25 protein-coding genes are annotated in these 19,886 nt (G+C 68.8%); 13 read left to right on the top strand and 12 right to left on the bottom strand.

Going from position 1 to position 19,886, the window contains the following annotated elements; genetic code table 11:
- Nucleotides 1–30: 30 nt before the first annotated feature.
- The 4 genes from G6N64_RS09540 to napA all read right to left on the bottom strand — a co-directional run bounded on the left by G6N64_RS09540 (nucleotide 31) and on the right by napA (nucleotide 2,701).
- Nucleotides 31–1,176: a glutamate--cysteine ligase gene (locus G6N64_RS09540; protein WP_163801555.1), complete on the bottom strand. Its 1,146-nt coding sequence runs from the start codon at nucleotides 1,174–1,176 to the stop codon at nucleotides 31–33.
- Nucleotides 1,157–1,852 (bottom strand): superoxide dismutase[Cu-Zn], encoded by a 696-nt coding sequence (sodC, locus tag G6N64_RS09535; protein ID WP_163796676.1) that lies wholly within the window; start codon nucleotides 1,850–1,852, stop codon nucleotides 1,157–1,159. The genes G6N64_RS09540 and sodC overlap by 20 nt, the downstream gene beginning before the upstream one ends.
- Nucleotides 1,853–1,861: 9 nt before the next feature.
- Nucleotides 1,862–2,329: a LytR C-terminal domain-containing protein gene (locus G6N64_RS09530; RefSeq protein ID WP_163796675.1), complete on the bottom strand. Its 468-nt coding sequence runs from the start codon at nucleotides 2,327–2,329 to the stop codon at nucleotides 1,862–1,864.
- Nucleotides 2,330–2,392: 63 nt separating this feature from the next.
- Nucleotides 2,393–2,701 (bottom strand): nucleoid-associated protein NapA, encoded by a 309-nt coding sequence (gene napA, locus G6N64_RS09525; RefSeq protein ID WP_163796674.1) that lies wholly within the window; start codon nucleotides 2,699–2,701, stop codon nucleotides 2,393–2,395.
- Between the two features lie 142 nt (nucleotides 2,702–2,843).
- Here napA and G6N64_RS09520 point away from each other — a divergent pair, with 142 nt between their 5' ends.
- Genes G6N64_RS09520 through G6N64_RS09510 form a run of 3 tightly spaced genes read left to right on the top strand, consistent with a single transcriptional unit; the run spans nucleotide 2,844 to nucleotide 5,128 of the window.
- Nucleotides 2,844–3,437, top strand: coding sequence for a peptide deformylase (locus G6N64_RS09520; protein ID WP_163796673.1), 594 nt, complete (start codon nucleotides 2,844–2,846; stop codon nucleotides 3,435–3,437).
- 2 nt (nucleotides 3,438–3,439) lie between these two features.
- Nucleotides 3,440–4,330, top strand: a complete 891-nt coding sequence (locus G6N64_RS09515; protein ID WP_409370742.1) for an N-acetylglutamate synthase, CG3035 family — start codon at nucleotides 3,440–3,442, stop codon at nucleotides 4,328–4,330.
- A gap of 3 nt (nucleotides 4,331–4,333) precedes the next feature.
- Nucleotides 4,334–5,128: an exodeoxyribonuclease III gene (locus G6N64_RS09510; protein ID WP_163796672.1), complete on the top strand. Its 795-nt coding sequence runs from the start codon at nucleotides 4,334–4,336 to the stop codon at nucleotides 5,126–5,128.
- Nucleotides 5,129–5,130: 2 nt separating this feature from the next.
- Here the strand turns inward: G6N64_RS09510 and G6N64_RS09505 are convergent, their stop codons facing one another.
- Both G6N64_RS09505 and G6N64_RS09500 read right to left on the bottom strand, forming a co-directional pair.
- On the bottom strand, nucleotides 5,131–5,877 hold the full coding sequence (locus tag G6N64_RS09505; protein ID WP_163796671.1) for a YoaK family protein: 747 nt from the start codon (nucleotides 5,875–5,877) through the stop codon (nucleotides 5,131–5,133).
- A gap of 114 nt (nucleotides 5,878–5,991) precedes the next feature.
- Complete coding sequence (locus G6N64_RS09500; RefSeq protein ID WP_163796670.1) at nucleotides 5,992–6,219, bottom strand: hypothetical protein; 228 nt, start codon at nucleotides 6,217–6,219, stop codon at nucleotides 5,992–5,994.
- A 256-nt stretch (nucleotides 6,220–6,475) separates the two neighbouring features.
- On the opposite strand from G6N64_RS09500, the gene G6N64_RS09495 reads away from it, so the two are divergent.
- The 3 genes from G6N64_RS09495 (at nucleotide 6,476) to G6N64_RS09485 (ending at nucleotide 7,377) form a co-directional block, all read left to right on the top strand.
- Complete coding sequence (locus G6N64_RS09495; protein WP_163796669.1) at nucleotides 6,476–6,736, top strand: hypothetical protein; 261 nt, start codon at nucleotides 6,476–6,478, stop codon at nucleotides 6,734–6,736.
- A gap of 126 nt (nucleotides 6,737–6,862) precedes the next feature.
- Nucleotides 6,863–7,096: a hypothetical protein gene (locus G6N64_RS09490; protein ID WP_163796668.1), complete on the top strand. Its 234-nt coding sequence runs from the start codon at nucleotides 6,863–6,865 to the stop codon at nucleotides 7,094–7,096.
- Between the two features lie 50 nt (nucleotides 7,097–7,146).
- Nucleotides 7,147–7,377, top strand: a complete 231-nt coding sequence (locus G6N64_RS09485; RefSeq protein ID WP_163796667.1) for a hypothetical protein — start codon at nucleotides 7,147–7,149, stop codon at nucleotides 7,375–7,377.
- A 146-nt stretch (nucleotides 7,378–7,523) separates the two neighbouring features.
- Here G6N64_RS09485 and G6N64_RS09480 read toward each other — a convergent pair whose 3' ends face one another.
- Entirely contained in the window at nucleotides 7,524–7,754 is a 231-nt protein-coding gene (locus G6N64_RS09480) for a hypothetical protein (RefSeq protein ID WP_163796666.1), read from the bottom strand.
- 244 nt (nucleotides 7,755–7,998) lie between these two features.
- Between G6N64_RS09480 and G6N64_RS09475 the strand changes: the two genes are divergently transcribed.
- Nucleotides 7,999–8,229, top strand: coding sequence for a hypothetical protein (locus G6N64_RS09475; RefSeq protein WP_163796665.1), 231 nt, complete (start codon nucleotides 7,999–8,001; stop codon nucleotides 8,227–8,229).
- Nucleotides 8,230–8,303: 74 nt separating this feature from the next.
- On the opposite strand, the gene mbp1 is transcribed toward G6N64_RS09475, so the two are convergent.
- From mbp1 to G6N64_RS09455, 4 genes are read right to left on the bottom strand one after another with little or no spacing between them, the layout of a single operon-like run.
- Nucleotides 8,304–8,534 carry a microaggregate-binding protein 1 gene (gene mbp1 / locus G6N64_RS09470; protein ID WP_163796664.1) on the bottom strand — a complete coding sequence of 77 codons (231 nt, stop codon included), beginning with the start codon at nucleotides 8,532–8,534 and terminating at the stop codon, nucleotides 8,304–8,306.
- Between the two features lie 28 nt (nucleotides 8,535–8,562).
- Nucleotides 8,563–9,774 carry a PP2C family protein-serine/threonine phosphatase gene (locus G6N64_RS09465; protein WP_246231067.1) on the bottom strand — a complete coding sequence of 404 codons (1,212 nt, stop codon included), beginning with the start codon at nucleotides 9,772–9,774 and terminating at the stop codon, nucleotides 8,563–8,565.
- A 28-nt stretch (nucleotides 9,775–9,802) separates the two neighbouring features.
- Nucleotides 9,803–11,218: a sensor histidine kinase gene (locus G6N64_RS09460; RefSeq protein WP_163801553.1), complete on the bottom strand. Its 1,416-nt coding sequence runs from the start codon at nucleotides 11,216–11,218 to the stop codon at nucleotides 9,803–9,805.
- 47 nt (nucleotides 11,219–11,265) lie between these two features.
- Nucleotides 11,266–12,039: a response regulator transcription factor gene (locus G6N64_RS09455; protein ID WP_163796662.1), complete on the bottom strand. Its 774-nt coding sequence runs from the start codon at nucleotides 12,037–12,039 to the stop codon at nucleotides 11,266–11,268.
- A gap of 187 nt (nucleotides 12,040–12,226) precedes the next feature.
- Between G6N64_RS09455 and G6N64_RS09450 the strand changes: the two genes are divergently transcribed.
- A complete protein-coding gene (locus tag G6N64_RS09450) occupies nucleotides 12,227–12,583 on the top strand; it encodes a VOC family protein (protein WP_163796661.1) in 357 nt (118 codons plus the stop codon).
- Nucleotides 12,584–12,604: 21 nt separating this feature from the next.
- Here the strand turns inward: G6N64_RS09450 and G6N64_RS09445 are convergent, their stop codons facing one another.
- Nucleotides 12,605–14,362: an MFS transporter gene (locus G6N64_RS09445; RefSeq protein ID WP_163796660.1), complete on the bottom strand. Its 1,758-nt coding sequence runs from the start codon at nucleotides 14,360–14,362 to the stop codon at nucleotides 12,605–12,607.
- Between the two features lie 342 nt (nucleotides 14,363–14,704).
- On the opposite strand from G6N64_RS09445, the gene thiC reads away from it, so the two are divergent.
- From thiC to G6N64_RS09420, 5 genes are read left to right on the top strand one after another with little or no spacing between them, the layout of a single operon-like run.
- The gene (gene thiC / locus G6N64_RS09440; RefSeq protein WP_163796659.1) at nucleotides 14,705–16,291 is read left to right on the top strand and encodes a phosphomethylpyrimidine synthase ThiC; all 1,587 of its coding nucleotides are present in this window, start codon (nucleotides 14,705–14,707) and stop codon (nucleotides 16,289–16,291) included.
- Nucleotides 16,288–17,121, top strand: a complete 834-nt coding sequence (gene thiD / locus G6N64_RS09435; RefSeq protein WP_246231065.1) for a bifunctional hydroxymethylpyrimidine kinase/phosphomethylpyrimidine kinase — start codon at nucleotides 16,288–16,290, stop codon at nucleotides 17,119–17,121. The genes thiC and thiD overlap by 4 nt, the downstream gene beginning before the upstream one ends.
- A complete protein-coding gene (locus tag G6N64_RS09430) occupies nucleotides 17,118–17,732 on the top strand; it encodes an alpha/beta hydrolase family protein (RefSeq protein WP_163796658.1) in 615 nt (204 codons plus the stop codon). Before thiD ends, G6N64_RS09430 begins: the two co-directional genes overlap by 4 nt.
- 19 nt (nucleotides 17,733–17,751) lie before the next feature.
- Nucleotides 17,752–18,360 carry a septum formation family protein gene (locus tag G6N64_RS09425; RefSeq protein ID WP_163796657.1) on the top strand — a complete coding sequence of 203 codons (609 nt, stop codon included), beginning with the start codon at nucleotides 17,752–17,754 and terminating at the stop codon, nucleotides 18,358–18,360.
- Between the two features lie 31 nt (nucleotides 18,361–18,391).
- Entirely contained in the window at nucleotides 18,392–19,879 is a 1,488-nt protein-coding gene (locus G6N64_RS09420; protein WP_163796656.1) for a flavin-containing monooxygenase, read from the top strand.
- Nucleotides 19,880–19,886: the final 7 nt, after the last annotated feature.

Raw genomic sequence — 19,886 nt, 5'->3', positions numbered from 1 at the left:
GCTTCGCTCCTGCCCGCCGATGTCCACGGGTCAGAGCACCAGTTCCGACACCAGCGCGTCGACGACGGCACGCAGATCGCCGTCGTGCTCTTCGGCGACCCTGCGCTGCCGCTGGTAGGACGCGCCTGTCGCGTAGATGTCGGCGACCTGTCGTAGTTCGTCCGCGCACCCCAGCGACTGCGCGACGGGCTCGAGCCGGTTGAGGATGTCGTCGAGGTCCTCGGTGACGAGGCGTTCGTTGCTGTCCTCGTCCAGGATGATCACCGCGTCGAGTCCGTAGCGGGCCGCACGCCACTTGTTCTCCTGGACGTGCCACGGGGGCATCGTCGGGAGGTGCTCACCCGCGTCGAGCCGCCGGTCGAGGTCGACGATCAGGCAGTGCGTCAGCGCGACCAGCGCACCGAGTTCGGCGATGTTGGAGATCCCGTCGAAGATGCGCACCTCGATCGTCCCGAGATGCGGGGACGGCCTGATGTCCCAACGGATCTCGTTCATGTGATCGATGATGCCGGTCTTCTTCTGGTCGTGGACGAACTGCTCGAACTGCGACCACTCCTGAAAGTGGAACGGCAGGCCCGCCGTGGGGAGCTGCTGGAACATCATCGCGCGATTGCTGGCGTAACCGGTGTCGCCGCCCGCCCAGTACGGCGACGACGACGACAGTGCGAGCAGGTGCGGGTACTGGTTCAGCAGGGAGGTGATGATCGGCATCACCTTGTGCGCCGAGGACACCCCGACGTGCACGTGCACACCCCAGATCAGCATCTGCCGGCCCCACCACTGGGTGCGCTTGATCAGTTCTGCGTAACGCGGCGCGTCGGTCAGCTGCTCGGCGGACCACTCCGCGAACGGGTGGGTCCCCGCGCAGAACAGCTCCATGCCGCGGGCGCGCACGATCCGGCGGGCCGGTCCCAGCGTGGCGCGCAGATCGTCCATCGCCTCGGCCGAGTTGTCGCAGATGCCGGTGACGACCTCGACGGTGTTGCGCAGCAGTTCCTTGTGGACGTGCGGGCTCTCGCCGATCTCGGCGATGACCTCGGACGCCTCGTTGCTCAGCTCGCGGGTCTCCGGGTCGACGAGGGCGAATTCCCACTCGACGCCGATCGTCGGCCGGGGTGACCCGGCGAAGTCGATGCGCTGCGGCCTGACCGGAGCCTTACTGGCCGGTGATGACACCGCACGCCACGCGCTTGCCCGCGTCACCGGTGGACATGGTCATCTCGTCCGGACCGGGCGTGCCGTTGACCTGCTGGTAGCGCTCCGGCGGGATGTTGGCGAAGTTGTCGGCCTTCTCGTGGATGATGATGGCCGTCTTCTGGCCGGCCTCGAGGTCCGCGGCGGTGAAGGCGTCGGTGGTCGTCACCTGCATCGCGGAACCGTCCTCGCGGACCTGCAGCGAGGACAGGTCACCGCTGGCGGGGTGCCCGCTGTGCCCGCCGACCTGGAAGTGTCCGCCGGCGGAGTTGAAGTCGCCGGGCGCACCGCCGGTCGGGGCGACGGAACTGGCCTCGCACTTGCCCACCGAGTGGATGTGCATGCCGTGGAAGCCGGGGGTCAGCTGACCGGGTGCGGTGGTCTGCACGGTGACGGTCGCGTGGCCGTCGGCGAAGACGAACTCCGCGGTCGCCACGGTGGTTCCGTCGGGGGACTTGAGGTCGGCGGTGAGCGTCTCACCGGAGGCGGCCTGGGCCTCGCCGCCCTCGGCACCGGCGGACGGGTTCGGCGACCCGGTCCACACGGGAGGCGTGGTGCCGGGTTCGGTGGCCACGGGCTCGTTCGGTGCGCAGGCGGCCGCGATCGGGACGACGAGCGCCGCGGCGGCGATCAGGCGAAGCGGGGTCGAGATCGGCATGCCGCAAGCCTAGCCGGTGACGACCACGACGACGCCGGGCGGTTGCTCGGCGAGTGCGGGCAGTCGCGGCTCCACGGGAGCGTCCAGCAGCTTGCCGACCTCGTCGGCGGATTCCCGCTCACCGGGGGCCTGGCCGAAGTACACGGTGGTGGCCGGGACGCCCTCGAGCACCAGGTTGCCGGTCTCGGCGACGTTCCAGTCGGCGTCCCGCAGGCGGGTGGCCACGCCTTCGGCGGCACCGGGGACCTCGGAGATGTTGAAGACCCGCACCTCGGCCCTCGCGGGCTCCGGCTCGGCGGACGCCGACGTCGAGGTGGCGGTGACGGTACTGACGACCGACGAGGAGGACGAGCTGCTGTCGGAGTCGGAGTCCGACCCGATGGACTGGAAGCCGACCAGCAGGAACACGACGCCCAGGAACAGGAGCACCATGACCATGGCGCGCAATGGCAGCCCGGAGGAATCTCGCTGGTTCATTGCTCCCACTGTATTACGAGGCGGTTCGTGGCCGAGACGGACCGAGCCGACGGCCCGAACCGCCTAGGTGACGTCGAAGCCCAGCTTGCGCGCCGCGCGTGCCTTCTGCCGGCTCGCCCGCAGCCGGCGCAGCCGCTTGACCAGCATGGGGTCGGCGGCGAGCGCCTCGGGGCGGTCGACGAGTGCGTTGAGTACCTGGTAGTAGCGGGTGGCCGACATCGAGAACAGTTCCTTGATGGCGTCTTCCTTCGACCCGGCGTACTTCCACCACTGCCGCTCGAACGCGAGGATGTCGTGTTCCCGGCGAGTGAGGCCGTCGGTGAGTGCGGAGTCGTCCCCTGATTGGCCAGTCCGCGCGATGGCGCCGTCCATTTCGCTCTCAGGACCCTTCCGACAGTCTTCGACTTCGCAGCATTGCGGGACATTCCACTTGGTTTCGGCGATATTCAACCACGGCGATTGGTGTTGAGCCGTGATCGATCCCCGCGAGTCGGCTGACTTAAGCTTGCCGGTCATGGCCGTCGTACCGATCCGCATCGTGGGAGATCCCGTCCTGCACGCCGAGACCACTCCCGTGCCCGTCGACGCCGACGGCGGAATACCCGACGACGTCGCATCGCTCATCGCCGACCTCTACGACACGATGGACGCGGCGCACGGAGTCGGATTGGCCGCCAACCAGATCGGCGTCTCGCGCCGGGTCTTCGTCTACGACTGCGCCGACGACCGCGGCAAGGCGACCCGTCGGCGCGGCGTGGTGGTGAACCCCGTCCTCGAGACGTCCGAGGTCCCCGAGACCATGCCCGACCCCGACGACGACGACGAGGGTTGCCTGTCGGTGCCCGGGGAGTCGTTCCCGACCGGCCGGGCCAGCTGGGCACGGGTCACCGGACTCGACGCCGACGGGTCCCCCATCACGCTCGAGGGCACCGGACTGTTCGCCCGCATGCTGCAGCACGAGACGGGCCACCTCGACGGGTTCCTGTACCTGGACCGCCTGATCGGGCGGCATGCGCGCGCGGCACGGCGCAGCGTGAAGTCCCACGGCTGGGGCGTACCGGGAAACAGCTGGATGCCCGGCGAGGACCCCGACCCGTTCGGCCACTAGCCGTGCTGCCGCCCGACGGCACCAGGGTGAGCCTGCGATACCGGCTGCCCGACGGTTCGGTGCCGCCGCACACCGACGTCGTCGGACACCTGTCGTCCTCCGGCGCGACCATCGAGGTCCGCACCCGTCGGGGCGAGGTCGTGTCCGTCTCGGCCGTGGATGTCCTGGCTATTCGGGTCGTGCCGGAGCAGCCGGTCCGGACGTCGCAGATCCGCAACACCGAGCAGGCAGCCGCGCTGGCGTGGCCGGGATCGGAGCAGGTGTGGCTCGACGGCTGGCTGCTGCGCTTCGGTGGCGGGCAGACCCGGCGGGCCAATTCGGCAGTCCCGCTGGAGGCCTGGGCCGGACCGGGCGCGCTGGCGGCCATCACCGACTGGTACGCCGCCCGCGGGGTGCCGGCTCTGATCGCCGTCCCGGACCGGCTGTTCCGGCTTCCCGCGGGCGTCGCCGCGGACGGCGAGAACGTGGTGATGACCGCGGAGCCGCACGCGGGCGCGCCCACGGCGGGGGTGGTGCTCTCCGCACGACCGGACACGGCGTGGCGCGAGGTGTATCACCGCGACGTGTCCGACGACGTGCTCTGCGCGGTCGTCGACGGCGAGGTGGCCTTCGCCACGGTGCCGGGCGTCGCCGCCGGACGCGGCGCCGTGACCACGTCGCCCGACGGCACGCGGTGGGTGGGCCTGAGCGCGGTGCACGTGGCCGAGGAGGCCCGCCGGCGCGGTCGCGGCCGGGCCATCTGTGAGGCACTGCTGACCTGGGGCGCCGAACGCGGAGCGACCCGGGCCTACGTCCAGGTGCTCGCCGACAACGTCGCCGCGACGTCCCTCTACGAGGCCATGGGGTTCCGCACCCAGCACCGGTCGCGCTACGTCGACGCCAGTAGCCTCTAGCGCATGCGGATCGCCACCTGGAACGTCAACTCGATCCGCTCCCGCATCGACCGTGTCACCGACTGGTTGCAGCGCGCCGACGTCGACGTGCTGGCCATGCAGGAGACCAAGTGCAAGGACGACCAGTTCCCGACGATGCCGTTCGCCGCGCTCGGCTACGAGGTCGTGCACACGGGGGTCAGCCAGTGGAACGGCGTCGCGATCGCGTCGCGGGTCGGCATCGACGACGTCGCGGTCGGCTTCGACGGTCAGCCCATGTGGGACGAGGCCTCGGAGGCCAGGGCGCTGGGCGCGACGTGCGGCGGGGTGCGGGTATGGAGCCTGTACGTCCCCAACGGGCGGACCGTCGACTCACCGCACTACGACTACAAGCTGGAATGGCTTGCCGCGCTTGATCGGACGGCCTCGGGGTGGCTCGCCGACGATCCGGAGCTACCGATCGCCCTGGTGGGCGACTGGAACATCGCGCCCATCGACGAGGACGTATGGGACGTCGAGGTGTTCGCCCATAGCACCCACGTCACCGAACGCGAACGTTCGGCGTTCCGTGCCATTGAGTCGCGCTTCGCCGACGTGGTGCGTCCCTTCACCCCCGGCCCCGGCACGTACACCTACTGGGACTACACCCAGCTGCGGTTCCCGAAGCGCCAGGGCATGCGCATCGACTTCGTGCTGGGGTCCCCCGCCCTGGCCGCCCGCGTCACGCACGCGGAGATCGCGCGCGACGAGCGCAAACCGGGCAAGAAGGGGACCCCGGCACCGAGCGACCACGCACCCGTCGTGGTCGACCTCGACTGAACTCAGCGCCTCCCGGTCAGCGCCGTCGGCTTGGCCTCCGGGTGCGCGTCGGGTTGCGGCGCGTGCTCGCTGGTGACCAGCGCGCTGTTGGGTTCGCGGAGCAGGGTGACCAGCGCCGCCACCGCGACGCTCGCCAGCATCGTGGCCGGTACCAGGAACGCCATCTCCCCGAAGTGGCTCTGCAGGACACCACCGAAGACCGCACCCGCGGCCAGGCCGGCCCAGAGCGGGCCCTGGATCCAGAACGACGGCGCCGGCTTGTGCAGCAGCAGGTTGGCCAGGCCCGCGCCGAATCGGACGATGGTGCCGGTGACGTAGGTCAGCGCCATGCTGCGGCCTGCCTCGTCCTGCAGTGTGGCGTTCTGTAGACCGAGCGCGAGCACGATCGGGTAGACGTGCCAGGGGAATGCCTCGGGGCCCATCGGCATGAAGGTGCCCGCCACCAGGAGCGAGGCCTGGATGGTGAGCAGGTTGACCAGACGCCAGCGTCCCGACCACGCGGCGATCAGCGTGCCGAGGAAGGCGCCGAAGCAGAAGGTGGCGATCACCCCGCCGAAGCGGGCGACGCCGACCCAGTCGGCCGAGCTGGCAGCCTCCCCGAGTCGAGTCGTGTTGCCGCTCATGAACGACAGGAACAGCTGCGAGTACTCCATGAAACCGATGACGTCGGCGGTGCCCGCGATGATCGCCAGTGCTACGGCGAACCGGTTCCGCGTGTGCTTGTCGGCCGGGAAACCCTTGTCAGACATCGAAATTCCTTAGGGCGGTATAGGGATGAGAGAAGGGTGTGACATAGCACCGGGTCACACGGGAGTCGTGGCCGAGGTCACGCCTCGGCCACGACTGGTCGTTCGCCTTCGCGGTCACCGCCCGATCGGGGGGACCGAGCCCCACGATCCGTAGGGACCGTTCTGCGCGCCCGCGTTCGGGGCGGGCACGACGAAGCCGTCGACGCCCTGCGGGCCCAGGCAGCGGGAGGTGGAGACCGCGGAGCTGCAGGGATCGATGGCGGCGGCGGTGGGGGCGACCAGCAACCCCATTGCGACGCCTGCGCCGGCGAGGACGGGGACCGCCAAGAACTTGATGGACACGAGAATCTCCTCTTTTCGGTGGGTGTGACGTGGACTACTCGTGCCGTGCACCGTCTGTGATTGCGGTGGACATTCGTGGTCGCGATTCAAGATCTACCCGCCGGACGAGACGCCCGAAACTGGCGGACGCGTCTTCATAGAAGACACATATACGAACGGTGCCTGCGCCCTCTTTTCTTTGTGGCTCTTATGAATTCGTTGCCTGGCACGCCCGCCGTGCCTAGCGTCGGTGACAACGAAAGAAGGGAACGGAACCATGAGACGACCCACCATCGCAGCGGCACTGGTCGCCGGCGCGGCGCTCTTCGCAGCACCCCTCGCGATCGCTGCGCCCACTGCGGGGCCGGCCGACGCGACCGTCGCTCACGTGACGGCCAAGGAGGCGGCAACTGCGGGCGGCGCCTGCACCGTGACGCAGGTGCAGCCATTGCAGGTCCGTGAGCTGCCGCGCGGTGGCACCGGGGTCGGCCCGGCGGCCGCACTCGCCCCGGCCGTCCACGTCGGCGTGCAGTGCTGATCACGAGATCCACATATGCGTTCTCTATGAGGGCTTTTCGATCAGTTTGTGGGCGTGGCCGCGCCGGGTAGTTCTGGTGTGAGCCCAACGATGCACCACCCACCGAACACCTGAGAAGGAGAACACATGTCGCTCAAGATGATCGCCGTCACACCACTACTGGCCGCCGCGGGTATCGCCGTCGGACTGGCCGGCGCACCCGCCGCTCTGGCGCAGGACCCGTGTGACGCCGCGGTGTCGACGTCACGCTGCCTGGGTCCGGAGGGCGTCGACGGCGGCACCGCACCCAGCGCCGCGCCGGCCCCCGGCGCACAGAACGGGCCCTACGGACCGTGGGGCAACGTCCCGCCGCTCGGCTAAACCAATTACCGACGACCAACCGATAACGAATCAGCAAGGGAGACAATGACATGAAGCTCAAGATGATCGCCATCGCACCGGCAGTGGCCGCAGCAGGCATCGCCATCGGACTCGCGGGCGCACCCACCGCCGCCGCGATCGACCCCTGCTCCAGCGCCGTCTCGACGTCGCGCTGCCTGGGGCCGCAGGGCACCGACGGTGGGAGCGCACCCGTCGCGCGGCCCGGCACCGCGCAGAACGGTCCGTACGGCCCCTGGGGCAACATGCCGCCGCTGGGCTAGTAGCGGTTCCGCACGAACGACAGCCGCGACTGAGGTGAGAACCTCGGCCGCGGCTTTCGCGTGTCGGCTCCAGCGACGGCGGTGGCAACGCGAATCGTGGCCGAGGGCATGCGCCCTCGGCCACGATGTCGGCTGATCGGTACGGATCATCGACCGATCGGGGGGATCGAGCCCCACGATCCGTACGGGCCGTTCTGCGCGCCGGCGTTCGGGGCGGGGACGACGAAGCCGTCGACGCCCTGCGGGCCCAGGCAGCGGGAGGTGGAAACCGCAGAGGTGCACGGGTCGATGGCCGATGCGGCCGGTGCTGTGGCGAGACCGCCGATGGCGATGCCGGCGCCGGCGACGAGCGGGAGGGCGATGAGCTTGAACGACATGATGAACTTCTCTCTCTTCGATGCGAGGCGCCGACATTCGCGCTGACCCCTCAAGATCTACCCGGCAGATCGACGACGCGAAACGGAGCCGGGCGTCTTCATGGACAACGCATATCAACCCGGTCGGGATCACAGTAATCCTATGTGGCTCATGTGAATTCGTTGCCGATCCACCTGACCGTGCCTACAGTTGGAGACATCGCATCCACCGCGTGAACCACCAACTGACAAGGGAGACAACGACATGAAGCTCAAGATGATCGCCATCGCACCGGCAGTCGCCGCGGCGGGCATCGCCATCGGACTGGCGGGCGCACCCACTGCCGCCGCGATCGACCCGTGCTCCAGCGCGGTGTCGACCTCGCGCTGCCTGGGGCCGTCGGGTATCGACGGCGGTGGCGCTCCGGTCGTCAAGCCGGGCAACGCGCAGAACGGTCCGTACGGCCCGTGGGGCAACCTGCCGCCGCTGGGCTAGTAGCGGTCGCGCACGAACGAAAGCCGCGGCTGAGGTGTGAACCTCAGCCGCGGCTTTCGTGTGTGGAGAAGCTGTTACTCGGCAGCCTTCTGGCGCGCCTCGGCGGACTTCGCCTCGGCACGTGCGGCCTCGGCCTCGCCCTCCTTCTTGGCGACGTCGCGCTCCGCCTCGGCCCTGTCCTGCTGGGCCTCGCCTGCTTCCTTGATGTCGTCGCGACCGGTCACGATCCCGGCGACCTCCTTGGCCTTGCCGGCCACGTCGTTCAGGATGCCCTTGGCGGCGTTCTCGGGTCCGCTGTCACTCATGGTGTCTCCTCGGTGTGAGTTTGGTGCTTCAGTCGCTGAAGCAGTTACCCACTTCGGTCGCCTCGCCAAACTCCGGCGGTGTCAGCTGAACGCGAACGACCGCGATGTCGTCGTCGAGGCCGCCCTGGGCGTGGGCCAGTCGCTCGACGCCGGCGATCAGCGCCTCGATGAACGCGAGGTCCGGCCGTCCGGCCTCCGAGACGGCGATGCGCAGCAGGCCGTCCTCGCCGAGCCGACGGTTGCCGTCACCGCACAGACCCTCGAACAGCCCGTCGGTGAGCAGTACCAGACCCACCCGGTCGGCGAGCACGAACTCGTCCTCCGGCCACGTTCCGACGCCCAGGCCGAGTGCGGGGCCGCTCCGGGTGTTGACCCAGGTGACGTTGTTCGCGCTGTGCTGAAGGAAGCCCGGGTGGCCGGCCCGCACCACCGTCACCCGACCGTCGGCGGGATCGATGGACAGCGTCAGCGCCGTGGCGAAGATCCCCGGCCCGCTGCGTTCCGCGCGCAGCAGCCATTCCAGATGCCTCATCCGCGCCGAGCCGTGCACGCCACTGGCGGTCAGCGTCCGCCAGCCGATCCGCAACGCCACGCCCAGGGCGGCGGCGTCGGCGTCGTGCCCCGAGACGTCGCCGATGACGACGTGGACGGTCCTGTCCGGCGTCTGCACGACGTCGTAGAAGTCGCCGCCCAGGAGTGCGCCGACACGGCTGGGCCGGTAGGTCGACACGACGTCGATGCCGGGCCGATCCAACAGTCGCGGCGAACCGAGCAGCCCGCGCTCCAGGCGGATGTTCTCCTCGGCGCGCAGCCTGCTCGTCTCCAGTGCGACCGTCGCGAGTTCCGAGCGCTTCCGCTCGATCGCGTACATGACTGCGCGCCTGAGGATTTCGCCATCCATCCGTTGCTCGACGAGGTAGTCCTGAGCGCCGGACGAGACGGCCAGGACCCCGAAGTGCTCGTCGTCGATGTCGGTGAGCGCGATCAGCGGCACGGCCGGGTCGAGAGCCCTCATCTTCTCGACGGCGTTCATCGCCCCGTCGGGTAGCAGCAGGTCCAACAGGACGCAGTCGGGTTGTGCCTCCGTCAGCGCAGCCTCGGCATCGGCCAGCGAACGGGCATGCACGACACTGGCATCGGACAGCCCCTCGTGGACCATGGTGGTGACGTCGGAGGCGGAGACGGGGTCGGCGACCACCAGCAGGATGGTCAGGGGATGCCAGGGCGCGACCAGTTTCACCGTCGCACCTTTCGCTCGAACGACATCGTCAGCGTACGCCCGGACCCGCAGCCTGCACCTCGACATCGACCCCCGGCAACCGCACCGAGAACTCGGTGCGCCCTCCCCCTGAGTCCGCGGTGACGGTGCCCTCGTGCGCCGCGACGATCGACGCGACGATGGCCAGTCCGAGCCCGGTGCTGTTGGTGGCCCTGGAACGCGACGCGCTCGCCCGGACGAACCGCCCGAACAGATGCGGCAGGATCTCGGGATCGATCCCGGCGCCGTCATCGACGACCGACAGCGTGACCCCGTCGGGATCGGACCGGACGGTCGTCGTCACGGTCACCCCGGGCGAGGTGTGGTTGCGCGCGTTCGTCAGCAGGTTGGTCACGACCTGGTGCAGGCGGGCGTCGTCGCCGCGGACCCAGACGGGGTCGTCGGACAGCTCGGCGACGAACCGGTGGTCCGGTGAGGTGACGGCGACGTCGTTGACCGCGTCGGCGACGAGCATGCAGAGGTCGACGACCTCCATCTCGATGCCCTGCCCCTCGTCGAGACGCGACAGCAGCAGCATGTCGGCGATCAACGCGCTCATACGGCGGGACTCGGACTCGATGCGGGCCAACGCGTACTCGGTGGTCTCCGGCAGCGCCGCCGACTCCTGGCGAGTCAGCTCGGCGTAGCCCTGGATCGCGGCCAGCGGCGTGCGCAGCTCGTGGCTGGCGTCGGAGAGGAAGCGTCGCATCCGCCGGTCGGACTCCGCCCGCACGGCGAGCGCCGAGTCGACGTTGGCCAGCAGCCGGTTCAACGTCTCGCCGACGATTCCGACCTCGTCGTCCGGGTCGGAGTCCTTGCGACGCACCCGCGTGGTGATGCGGTGATCCTCGTCGGCCAGGGGGATGTCCGCGGCGTACGCGGCGGTGGCGGCCACGCGCCGGAGCGGTCGCAGCGCCCGCCTGACCAGTAGGACGGTACCCAGTGCGGCGAGCGCGGCCGCGATGACGGTGATGACCGCGACGGCCACGATCTTGCGCACGATCACCGATTCGGCGCTGCTCAGGGAGACCGCCGAGACGAGCCGCGTGCCGTCGCCCTTGTCGAGGCTTGCGACGCGGTGCCGGCCCAGCGAGCCGAGGTCGACGGTTCGGGGCGCGTCGTCGGTCCACGTCACGTCCCGGATCGAGGACAGTGTCGCGGGGAGGGCCTGCCGCGGGCCGTCGTCGTCGAAGACGGCGGAGCGCGTGACCACGCCGCTGCGCACGACCGCGATGAGGGTGCCCGACGCCTGACCGGTGAAGTCGGTCATATCGCCGGGCTGCGACGTGTAGGCGCTGTCGAACGCGGCGAGCGAGTGCCGCAGTTCCGCGTCGGCGACCGAGGTGACGTAGCCGTTCATCGTGACGATCGACAACGCACCCACGGCGAGCACCAGGCTCGTGACCAGCGTGCACACCCAGAGCATCAGGCGTCGGCTCAGGGTGCGGGGCCGCCACCGGGAACCCCTGGTGGTCACTGCGAGGGTTTCAGCTGATACCCCACGCCGCGCACGGTGTGGATCATCGGTGTGCGACCGGCGTCGACCTTCTTGCGCAGGTACGAGATGTAGAGGTCGACGATGCTGGTGCGGCCGTCGAACGTGTAGTTCCAGACCTGCTTGAGGATCTCCTCGCGGCCGATGGCGCGACGGGGGTTGCGCATCAGGAAGCGCAGCAGGTCGAACTCGGTCGTGGTCAGCTCGATCCGTTCGCCCGCTCGGGTCACGTCGCGGCTGGCGGCGTCGAGGGTCAGGTCGCCGACGCGCAGTCTCTCGTCGCTGCTCGGCGTCGTCTCCGCGGTGCGGCGGATCAGACCGCGCAGCCTGGCGACCAGCTCCTCCAAGCTGAAGGGCTTGGTCATGTAGTCGTCGCCACCGGAGGTCAGACCGACGACGCGGTCCTGGACGGTGTCGCGGGCAGTGAGGAACAGCACCGGCGTGTAGGACTCCGCGGCGCGCAGACGCTCGAGGATCTGCAGGCCGTCGAGTCCGGGCAGCATGATGTCGAGCACGACGAGATCGGGCTTCATCGACGCGAACCTGGTGACGGCCTCGTGCCCGTCGTGCGCGGTCTCGACAGTCCACCCCTCGTGGTGCAGCGCCATCTTGACCAGGTTGGTCAGCGCGCGCTCGTCGTCGACGAGCAGCACCCGAATGGGAGAGCCGTCATCGCGGCGGATGGGCGGGAGTTTTCCGAGGATCGCAGCTCTCGGTTGCTGAGCGCGGGGCCGCACGGCCACCCCGGTCATGGCTTGGTCGAGATCGTCACTCGAATTAGTTAGCCAATGGGTGCCATGCCGAACCGCGGTGACGTGAACGCCACACTTTCGTCATTTTCTGGGCTGGGCCACTGCCCGATCGGCGGGTGTAGTCACGGTGGCACCGGGTAGTTCTGCGATCCAGCGCTAGAAGGATTGTCGGAGAAGGAGATTTCATATGGCAGACAGTGTGGCAACGGTGTGGATGCCGGTCGACGACATGGGTCGTGCAGTCAAGTTCTACGGCGAGGTCCTCGGGCTCACCGTCAAGAACGAAGGTGACGACTGGTCCGAACTCGACGCGGGCGGCGTGACGATCGGGCTCAACGCCCGCGAGGACACCCATCGCGGTGGAACCGGTGGTGCCGTCCTGACGCTCAATCCGAGCGGCGACCTGTTCGACGAGGTGGTCCGCCTGACCGATGCCGGCGTGGAGTTCGCGGGCGAGGTCAGCCAGCATCCGTGGGGCAAGCTCGCGACGTTCAAGGACACCGAGGGCAACGACCTCCAGCTGTTCGAGGCGCCACCCGCCTGATCCACCCTCGGTCGCGCCGGGCTACGCCGCATCGTCGGTGCCCGGCGCGTCTGCGTACCTACCCGGATTGAACAGCGACGCGATCGCCCCAATCACCATCATGGCTGCGGCCGCGATGAACACCACCGTCAGCCCGGAGTGGAACGGTTCGGTGATCAGCTGGGGGAAGAACGTCTTCCCGGTCAGCACCGCGGTGTTGACGCCCGGTGCGTCGAGCGCGCCCGACGGCCCGAGTAGTTCCTCGATCGGGTTGTACCCGAGGAAGGCCGCGAAGAGGCTGCCCACCGGCGGCAGGTCGGCCACGTCCTGGGCGACCGACGCCGGCACACCCTGCGCCTGCAGGCCGCTGCTCATCGCCGAGGGCAGCGAGTGGGCGAGCCCGACGATCATCAGCGAGAAGAAGATGCCGATCGACAGCGACGACCCGGCGTTGAAGAACGTGGCCCGGACGCCGGAGGCGGCACCGCGTTGCGCAGCCGGCACGCTCGACATGATCGCCGCGGTGTTCGGCGCGGTGAAGATGCCGCCGCCCAAACCGTTGAGGAACACCAGCGTCGCGAACACCCAGTAGTCGAAGTTCACCGGGATCAGAAGCAGCGCAACGAATGACACGGCCATGAGGACCATGCCGCCGACGGTGAAGGGCCGTGCGCCGAAGCGGTCGGACAGCGAGCCGGCGATCGGGCCGGCGACGAGGAAGCCGACGGTGACCGGCAGCAGATAGATGCCCGCCCACAGCGGTGTGGACTCGAAGCTGTAGCCGTGCAACGGGAGCCAGATGCCCTGCAGCCAGATGATGAGCATGAACTGCAGCCCGCCGCGACCGACCGACGACATCAGCCCGGCGAGGTTGCCCATGCCGAACGACGCCGACCGGAACAGTCGCATGTCGACCATCGGCGAGTCGACGCGCAGCTCGACGATCACGAAGGCGATCAACGCGAGCAGCCCGAAGACGATGGCTCCCAGCACCCACGGATTGGTCCACCCGGTGCTCGAATCCCCGTACGGCTGAATGCCGTACGTGATGCCGATCAGCAGCACGGTGAGCCCGACGCCGAATGTCAGCGTGCCCGCCCAGTCCAGCCGGCCGGGGGTGCGCACACCCAGTTCGCGCAGCGAGCGGATGCTCCAGACGGTGCCGAGGATGCCGATCGGTACGCCGACCCAGAAGATGGCCTTCCAGTGCCACTCGGACAGGAAGCCACCGATGAGCAGGCCGAGGAACGATCCCGCGACCGCCGACACCATGTTCACGCCGAGCGCCATGCCGCGCTGGTTCGACGGGAAGGCGTCGGTGAGGATCGCCGACGACGACGCCATCAGCATGGCACCACCGACGCCCTGCACCACGCGCCAGCCGATCAGCCACACGGCGCCGCCGCCCAGGTGGAACGGGTCGAACGACAGCGCGACGGCCGCGACGGTGAAGACGACGAAGCCCAGGTTGTAGATCTTCACGCGACCGAACATGTCGCCGAGACGTCCGAACGGCACCACCAGGACGGCCGTGACCACCAGGTAGCCCATCAGCATCCACAGCAGGTAGCTGACGTTGCCGGGGGCCAACGGGTTGAGGCCGATGCCGCGGAAGATCGCGGGCAGCGAGATCAGCACGATCGACGCGTTGATCGTGGCCAGCAGGGTGCCCAAGGTGGTGTTGGACAACACGATCCACTTGTAGTGCGGGTGTTCGCGGTCCATCCGGTTGCGGCGGCGTGCCGTCTCCACGACGCCTTCGTCGACCGCCGCGGAACTCACTGTGGGATTCGTCGTCATCTCGACCTCGATCGCCTGGGTGCTCGTCGCGGGCGACACTGCCCGAAAACACATACGTTAGCTATGCAAACGATCTACGGTCAATTTCATTCCCCCGACCCCGTCGGCGAGCGGGTTGGGATCCCAGCCCACGAAAGTTGCGTAATGGCGCGGAAGTGCGGGACAACGCCTACGAAAAGCGACTTTCGCGGAATCCACGAGTCGGCGAGCGGCCCACGAGGACGTGGAGTAGCTTGGGTGCCGTCCGCGCGGGAGTGCACGCCTGAGTGCGCTGAGAGGACGGCTACTGGGCCGTCGACCGTATGAACCTGACCGGGTAATGCCGGCGTAGGGAGCATTGAGATGTCTGTCGTGTCCGATCCCGTTTCCGTCACCACCGGCCCCATCACCGGCAGTTCCAAGGTCTATCGCGGCCTGCCCGACGGCGCGCGGGTGCCGTTCCGCCGGGTTCACCTGACCACCGGCGACCACCTCGACCTGTACGACACGTCGGGTCCGTACACCGACGACACCGCGACGATCGACCTCGCCGCGGGCCTGCCTGCGCGTCCCGGTGTCGTGCGCGATCGCGGTACCCAGCTGCAGCGCGCCCGCAACGGCGAGATCACCGCCGAGATGGCGTTCATCGCCGAGCGAGAAGGGCTGCCCGCCGAGCTGGTCCGCGACGAGGTCGCCCGCGGCCGGGCGGTGATCCCGGCCAACCACCACCACCCCGAGAGCGAGCCGATGATCATCGGCAAGGCCTTCGCGGTCAAGGTCAACGCGAACATCGGCAACTCGGCCGTCACCTCCTCGGTGGCCGAGGAGGTCGACAAGATGGTGTGGGCCACCCGCTGGGGCGCCGACACGATCATGGACCTGTCCACCGGCCGCGACATCCACCTCACCCGCGAGTGGATCCTGCGCAACTCCCCCGTCCCCGTCGGCACCGTGCCGATCTATCAGGCGCTGGAGAAGGTCGACGGCGATCCGACCAGGCTGACGTGGGAGATGTACCGCGACACCGTGATCGAGCAGTGCGAGCAGGGTGTCGACTACATGACCGTGCACGCCGGAGTGCTGCTGCGGTACATCCCGCTCACCGTCGGCCGGGTCACCGGCATCGTGTCGCGCGGCGGGTCGATCATGGCCGCGTGGATGCTGGCCCACCACACCGAGTCGTTCCTCTACACCCACTTCGCCGAACTGTGCGAGATCCTCGCCCGCTACGACGTCACCTTCTCCCTGGGTGACGGACTGCGACCGGGATCGATCGCCGACGCCAACGACGAGGCGCAGTTCGCCGAGCTGCGCACCCTGGGCGAACTCACCGCGATCGCGAAAGCCCATGGCGTACAGGTGATGATCGAGGGCCCGGGCCACGTCCCGATGCAGAAGATCGTCGAGAACGTCCGCCTCGAGGAGGAGCTGTGCGACGAGGCGCCGTTCTACACCCTGGGACCGCTGACCACCGACATCGCGCCGGCCTACGACCACATCACGTCCGCGATCGGGGCGGCCATCATCGCCCAGGCCGGCACCGCGATGCTCTGCTACGTCACGCCCAAGGAGCACCTCGGCCTGCCCGACCGGTCCGACGTCAAGACCGGGGTGATCGCCTACAAGATCGCCGCGCACGCCGCCGATCTCGCGAAGGCGCACCCGCGCGCCCAGGAGCGCGACGACGCGCTGTCCACCGCGCGCTTCGAGTTCCGCTGGCACGATCAGTTCGCGCTGTCCCTCGACCCCGACACGGCGCGGGAGTTCCACGACGAGACCCTGCCCGCCGCGCCCGCCAAGACCGCCCACTTCTGCTCCATGTGCGGACCCAAGTTCTGCTCGATGCGCATCAGCCACGACGTGCGTGACGCCTACGAGAAGGGGATGGCGGACAAATCCCAGGAGTTCGCCGACCACGGCAATCGCATCTATCTACCCTTGACCACGTGAACTACCTCCCCCTGACCCCGCCGGGCGAGACCCCGACCCGGGTGATGACGATCGCGGGTACCGACTCCGGCGGCGGCGCGGGCATCCAGGCCGATTCGCGCACGTTCGCGATGCTGGGCGTGCACGCCTGCGTCGCCGTGGTGGCGGTCACGGTGCAGAACTCACTCGGCGTCAGGGGTTTTCACGAGATCCCCGTCGACGTGATCACCGGCCAGATCGAGGCGGTGGCCGGCGACATCGGCATCCAGGCCGCCAAGACCGGCATGCTGGCGTCGTCCGAGATCATCTCCGCGGTCGCGCAGACCTGGCAGCGGCTCGACACCGACGCGCCGCTCGTCGTGGACCCGGTGTGCGCGTCGATGCACGGCGACCCGCTGCTGCACCCCTCCGCGCTGGACGCGCTGCGTCATGAACTGTTCCCCATCGCCACGCTGGTCACCCCCAACCTGGACGAGGTCCTGCTCATCACCGGCATCGACGTGGTCGACGCCGCGTCGCAGAAGGACGCCGCCCGCGCCCTGCATGCGCTCGGACCGGCGTGGGCGCTGGTGAAGGGCGGCCACCTGCGATCGTCGTCGCACAGCCCCGACCTGCTGTTCGATGGCACCGACTTCCACGAGTTCGACGCCCAGCGCATCGACACCCCGCACGACCACGGTGCCGGCGACTCGCTCGCCGCCGCGACCGCATGCGCCCTCGCCAAGGGCTACACCATGCCCGACGCGGTGAGCTTCGCGAAACAGTGGGTCACCGAATGTCTGCGTGCGGCATATCCGTTGGGCGGCGGGCACGGGCCGGTGTCGGCACTCTTCCGGCTCGCGAACCCGTGAACCTCGACGCCATCGCGGGCGTCGCGCACGAACCGTCGGGGACGCCCGTCGGTGCGGTCGTCCTGACCCACGGCGCCGGCGGCAATCGCGATGCACCGATGCTCGTGAAGGTCTGCGACGAGTGGGCACGGCGCGGCTTCCTCGCCGTCCGGTTCGACCTTCCCTACCGTCGGCGCAGGCCCAAGGGGCCGCCGTCGGGGTCGGCGACGGCCGATCGGGAGGGCATCGTCGAGGCCGTCGAGTCGGTCCGCGGGATGGTCGAGGGACCGGTGCTCGCCGGCGGGCACTCCTACGGCGGGCGCATGACGTCGATGGCCGTGGCCGGCGGCCTGGCGGTCGACGTCCTGACGCTCTTCTCCTATCCCCTGCACCCGCCGGGCAAGCCCGAGCGACTGCGCACCGAACACCTGCCCGCGATCGCCGTCCCCACGGTGTTCACGCACGGCACTTCCGACCCGTTCGGGACGATCGACGAACTGCGCGCCGCAGCCGCACTAATTACCGGTCCCACCGCCGTCGTGGAGGTCACCGGCGCCCGTCACGACCTGGGCGCCAAGACCCTCGACGTACCCGCCCTCGCGGCCGACGCAGCGCAGGGTCTGCTGACCTGAGAACTGCTATGTTCCGGTGGTGACCTGGCCTTCCGGTGACCCGAATCCGCAGTACGGACATCAGCCGCCGCAGCCCTACGGGGCGCCACCACCTCCCCCACCGCTGCCGTACCAGCAGTACCCCCAGCCCTACGGCCAACCCCACGGCCAGGGCCCCGCCGGCTACCCGCCGCAGTCGCCGCCCAAGAAGTCCAGGAAGGGTCTGATCATCGTGCTGTCGGTGGTCGGCGCGCTGGTCCTGGTCGGCATCCTCGCGGTCGTCGCGGCGGCCATCTTCTTCTCCGACCGGGTGGTCGCCACCGACGTCGAGGTCGGCAGTTGCATCGCCGACGTCCCGGACAGCTCACGGGTCGTCACGCTGCCCACCGTCGACTGCAACGAACCGCACGGCGGGGAGGTGTACGCGGTGCTCGACCTGCCGGGCGACGCCTATCCCGATGCGTCGGTCCTGCGGGACTACCAGAACAGGTGCCCCGAGGAACTCGCCGCGTACGCGCCAGACGCGCTCGAGGGCGACGTCGGCGTCTACGTGCTGTATCCGACCGAGGAGACCTGGGATGCCGGCGATCGAGTGGTGACCTGCATCGCGACGCTGGATCCGAAGCGGACCGGCACCCTCAGAGGGTAGCCGTTACTGCCGGTACTGATACCGTTTGGCCATGACTACGGAGCACTTCGACGCGGTCATCGTGGGCGCCGGATTTGCGGGCATCGGCGCGGCCATCCAGCTCAAGCGGCTTGGCATCGACGACTTCGTCATCCTCGAACGCGAGGACGACCTCGGTGGCACCTGGTACGTCAATCACTATCCCGGCCTGGCCGTCGACGTGCCCACCACGACCTACTCGTACTACTTCGAGCCCAACCCGAACTGGTCGAGGCTGTTCACTCCCGGTCCCGAGATCAAGCGCTACGCCGACGACGTGGCCGACAAGTACGACGTCCGCCGCCACATCCGGTACTCCGTCAACGTCGAGGGCGCCCGGTGGGACGACGACGCGTCGGTGTGGCGGGTGGCCCTGCGTGACGGGACGACGCTGTCCGGCCGCTACCTGCTGACCGCGACGGGCTTCCTCTCGCAGCCGAAGATCCCCGACATTCCGGGCATCGACGACTTCGACGGACGGATCATCCACACCACCGAGTGGCAGGACGACTTCGACCCCGCCGGTCGCCGGATCGCCGTCATCGGTACGGGCGCGACCGCCGTCCAGCTGATCCCGGAGTTGGCGAAGAGCGCCGCCGACCTGACCGTCTACCAGCGCACCCCGATCTGGGTGGTGCCCAAGATCGATCTGCGCTTCGGCGCGTTCGCCAAGAAGCTGTTCGCACGCATCCCCGCGACCCAGCGCGTGCTGCGCTGGTTCACCAGCTCGGTCTACGAGGTCATGGTGTCCGTCGGCGTCGTGCACTACAAGACGTTCCGCGGCCGCGGCAACATCTCGGCCGCCGACCTGTCGAGGCTGCACCGGTTCGTCGTCATCCGCGACAAGGACCTGCGCCGCAGACTCACCCCGGACTATGACTTCGGTTGCAAGCGACCGACGTTCAGCAACGGCTTCTACCGGGCGTTCACCAGGCCGAACGTGCACCTGCAGGACGTAGGCATCGATCACGTGCAGTCCGACGGCATCGTCGGCAAGGACGGCACGAAGGTGCTCGTCGACACGTTGGTGCTGGCGACCGGCTTCGATCTGTGGGAGGCGAACTTCCCTGCCATCGAGGTGATCGGCCGCGAGGGCCGCAACCTCGGAAAGTGGTGGCGCGACACCAGGTTCCAGGCCTACCAGGGCGTCTCGATGCCGCAGTTCCCCAACTACCTGAGCCTCGCCAGCCCGTACGCCTTCCTCGGTCTGAACTTCTTCAACACGATGGAGTATCAGATGCGGCTGATGGACCGGCTGTTCAGCGAGGTCAAGCGCCGCGGCGCCACCACGTTCGAGGTGACCGAGGAGGCCAACGCGCGGTACCTCGATCGGATGACCGAACTGCTCGGGGAATCCCTGTTCACCCAGGGCAACTGCGCAAGCGCGCGGTCGTACTACTTCAATCCCGCCGGTGAGCCGACGCTGTTGCGTCCCACCACCACCGAGACCGCGATCAGGGAAGCCACCGAGTTCCCCCTGAGCGACTACCGCATCGCCTGAGAGGATC

It is taken from the genome of Mycolicibacterium sediminis (assembly GCF_010731735.1).
Taxonomy (GTDB): domain Bacteria; phylum Actinomycetota; class Actinomycetes; order Mycobacteriales; family Mycobacteriaceae; genus Mycobacterium; species Mycobacterium sediminis.
The sequence above is the reverse complement of the archived record's forward strand: the minus strand, read 5'-3'. Positions and strand labels throughout refer to the sequence as shown.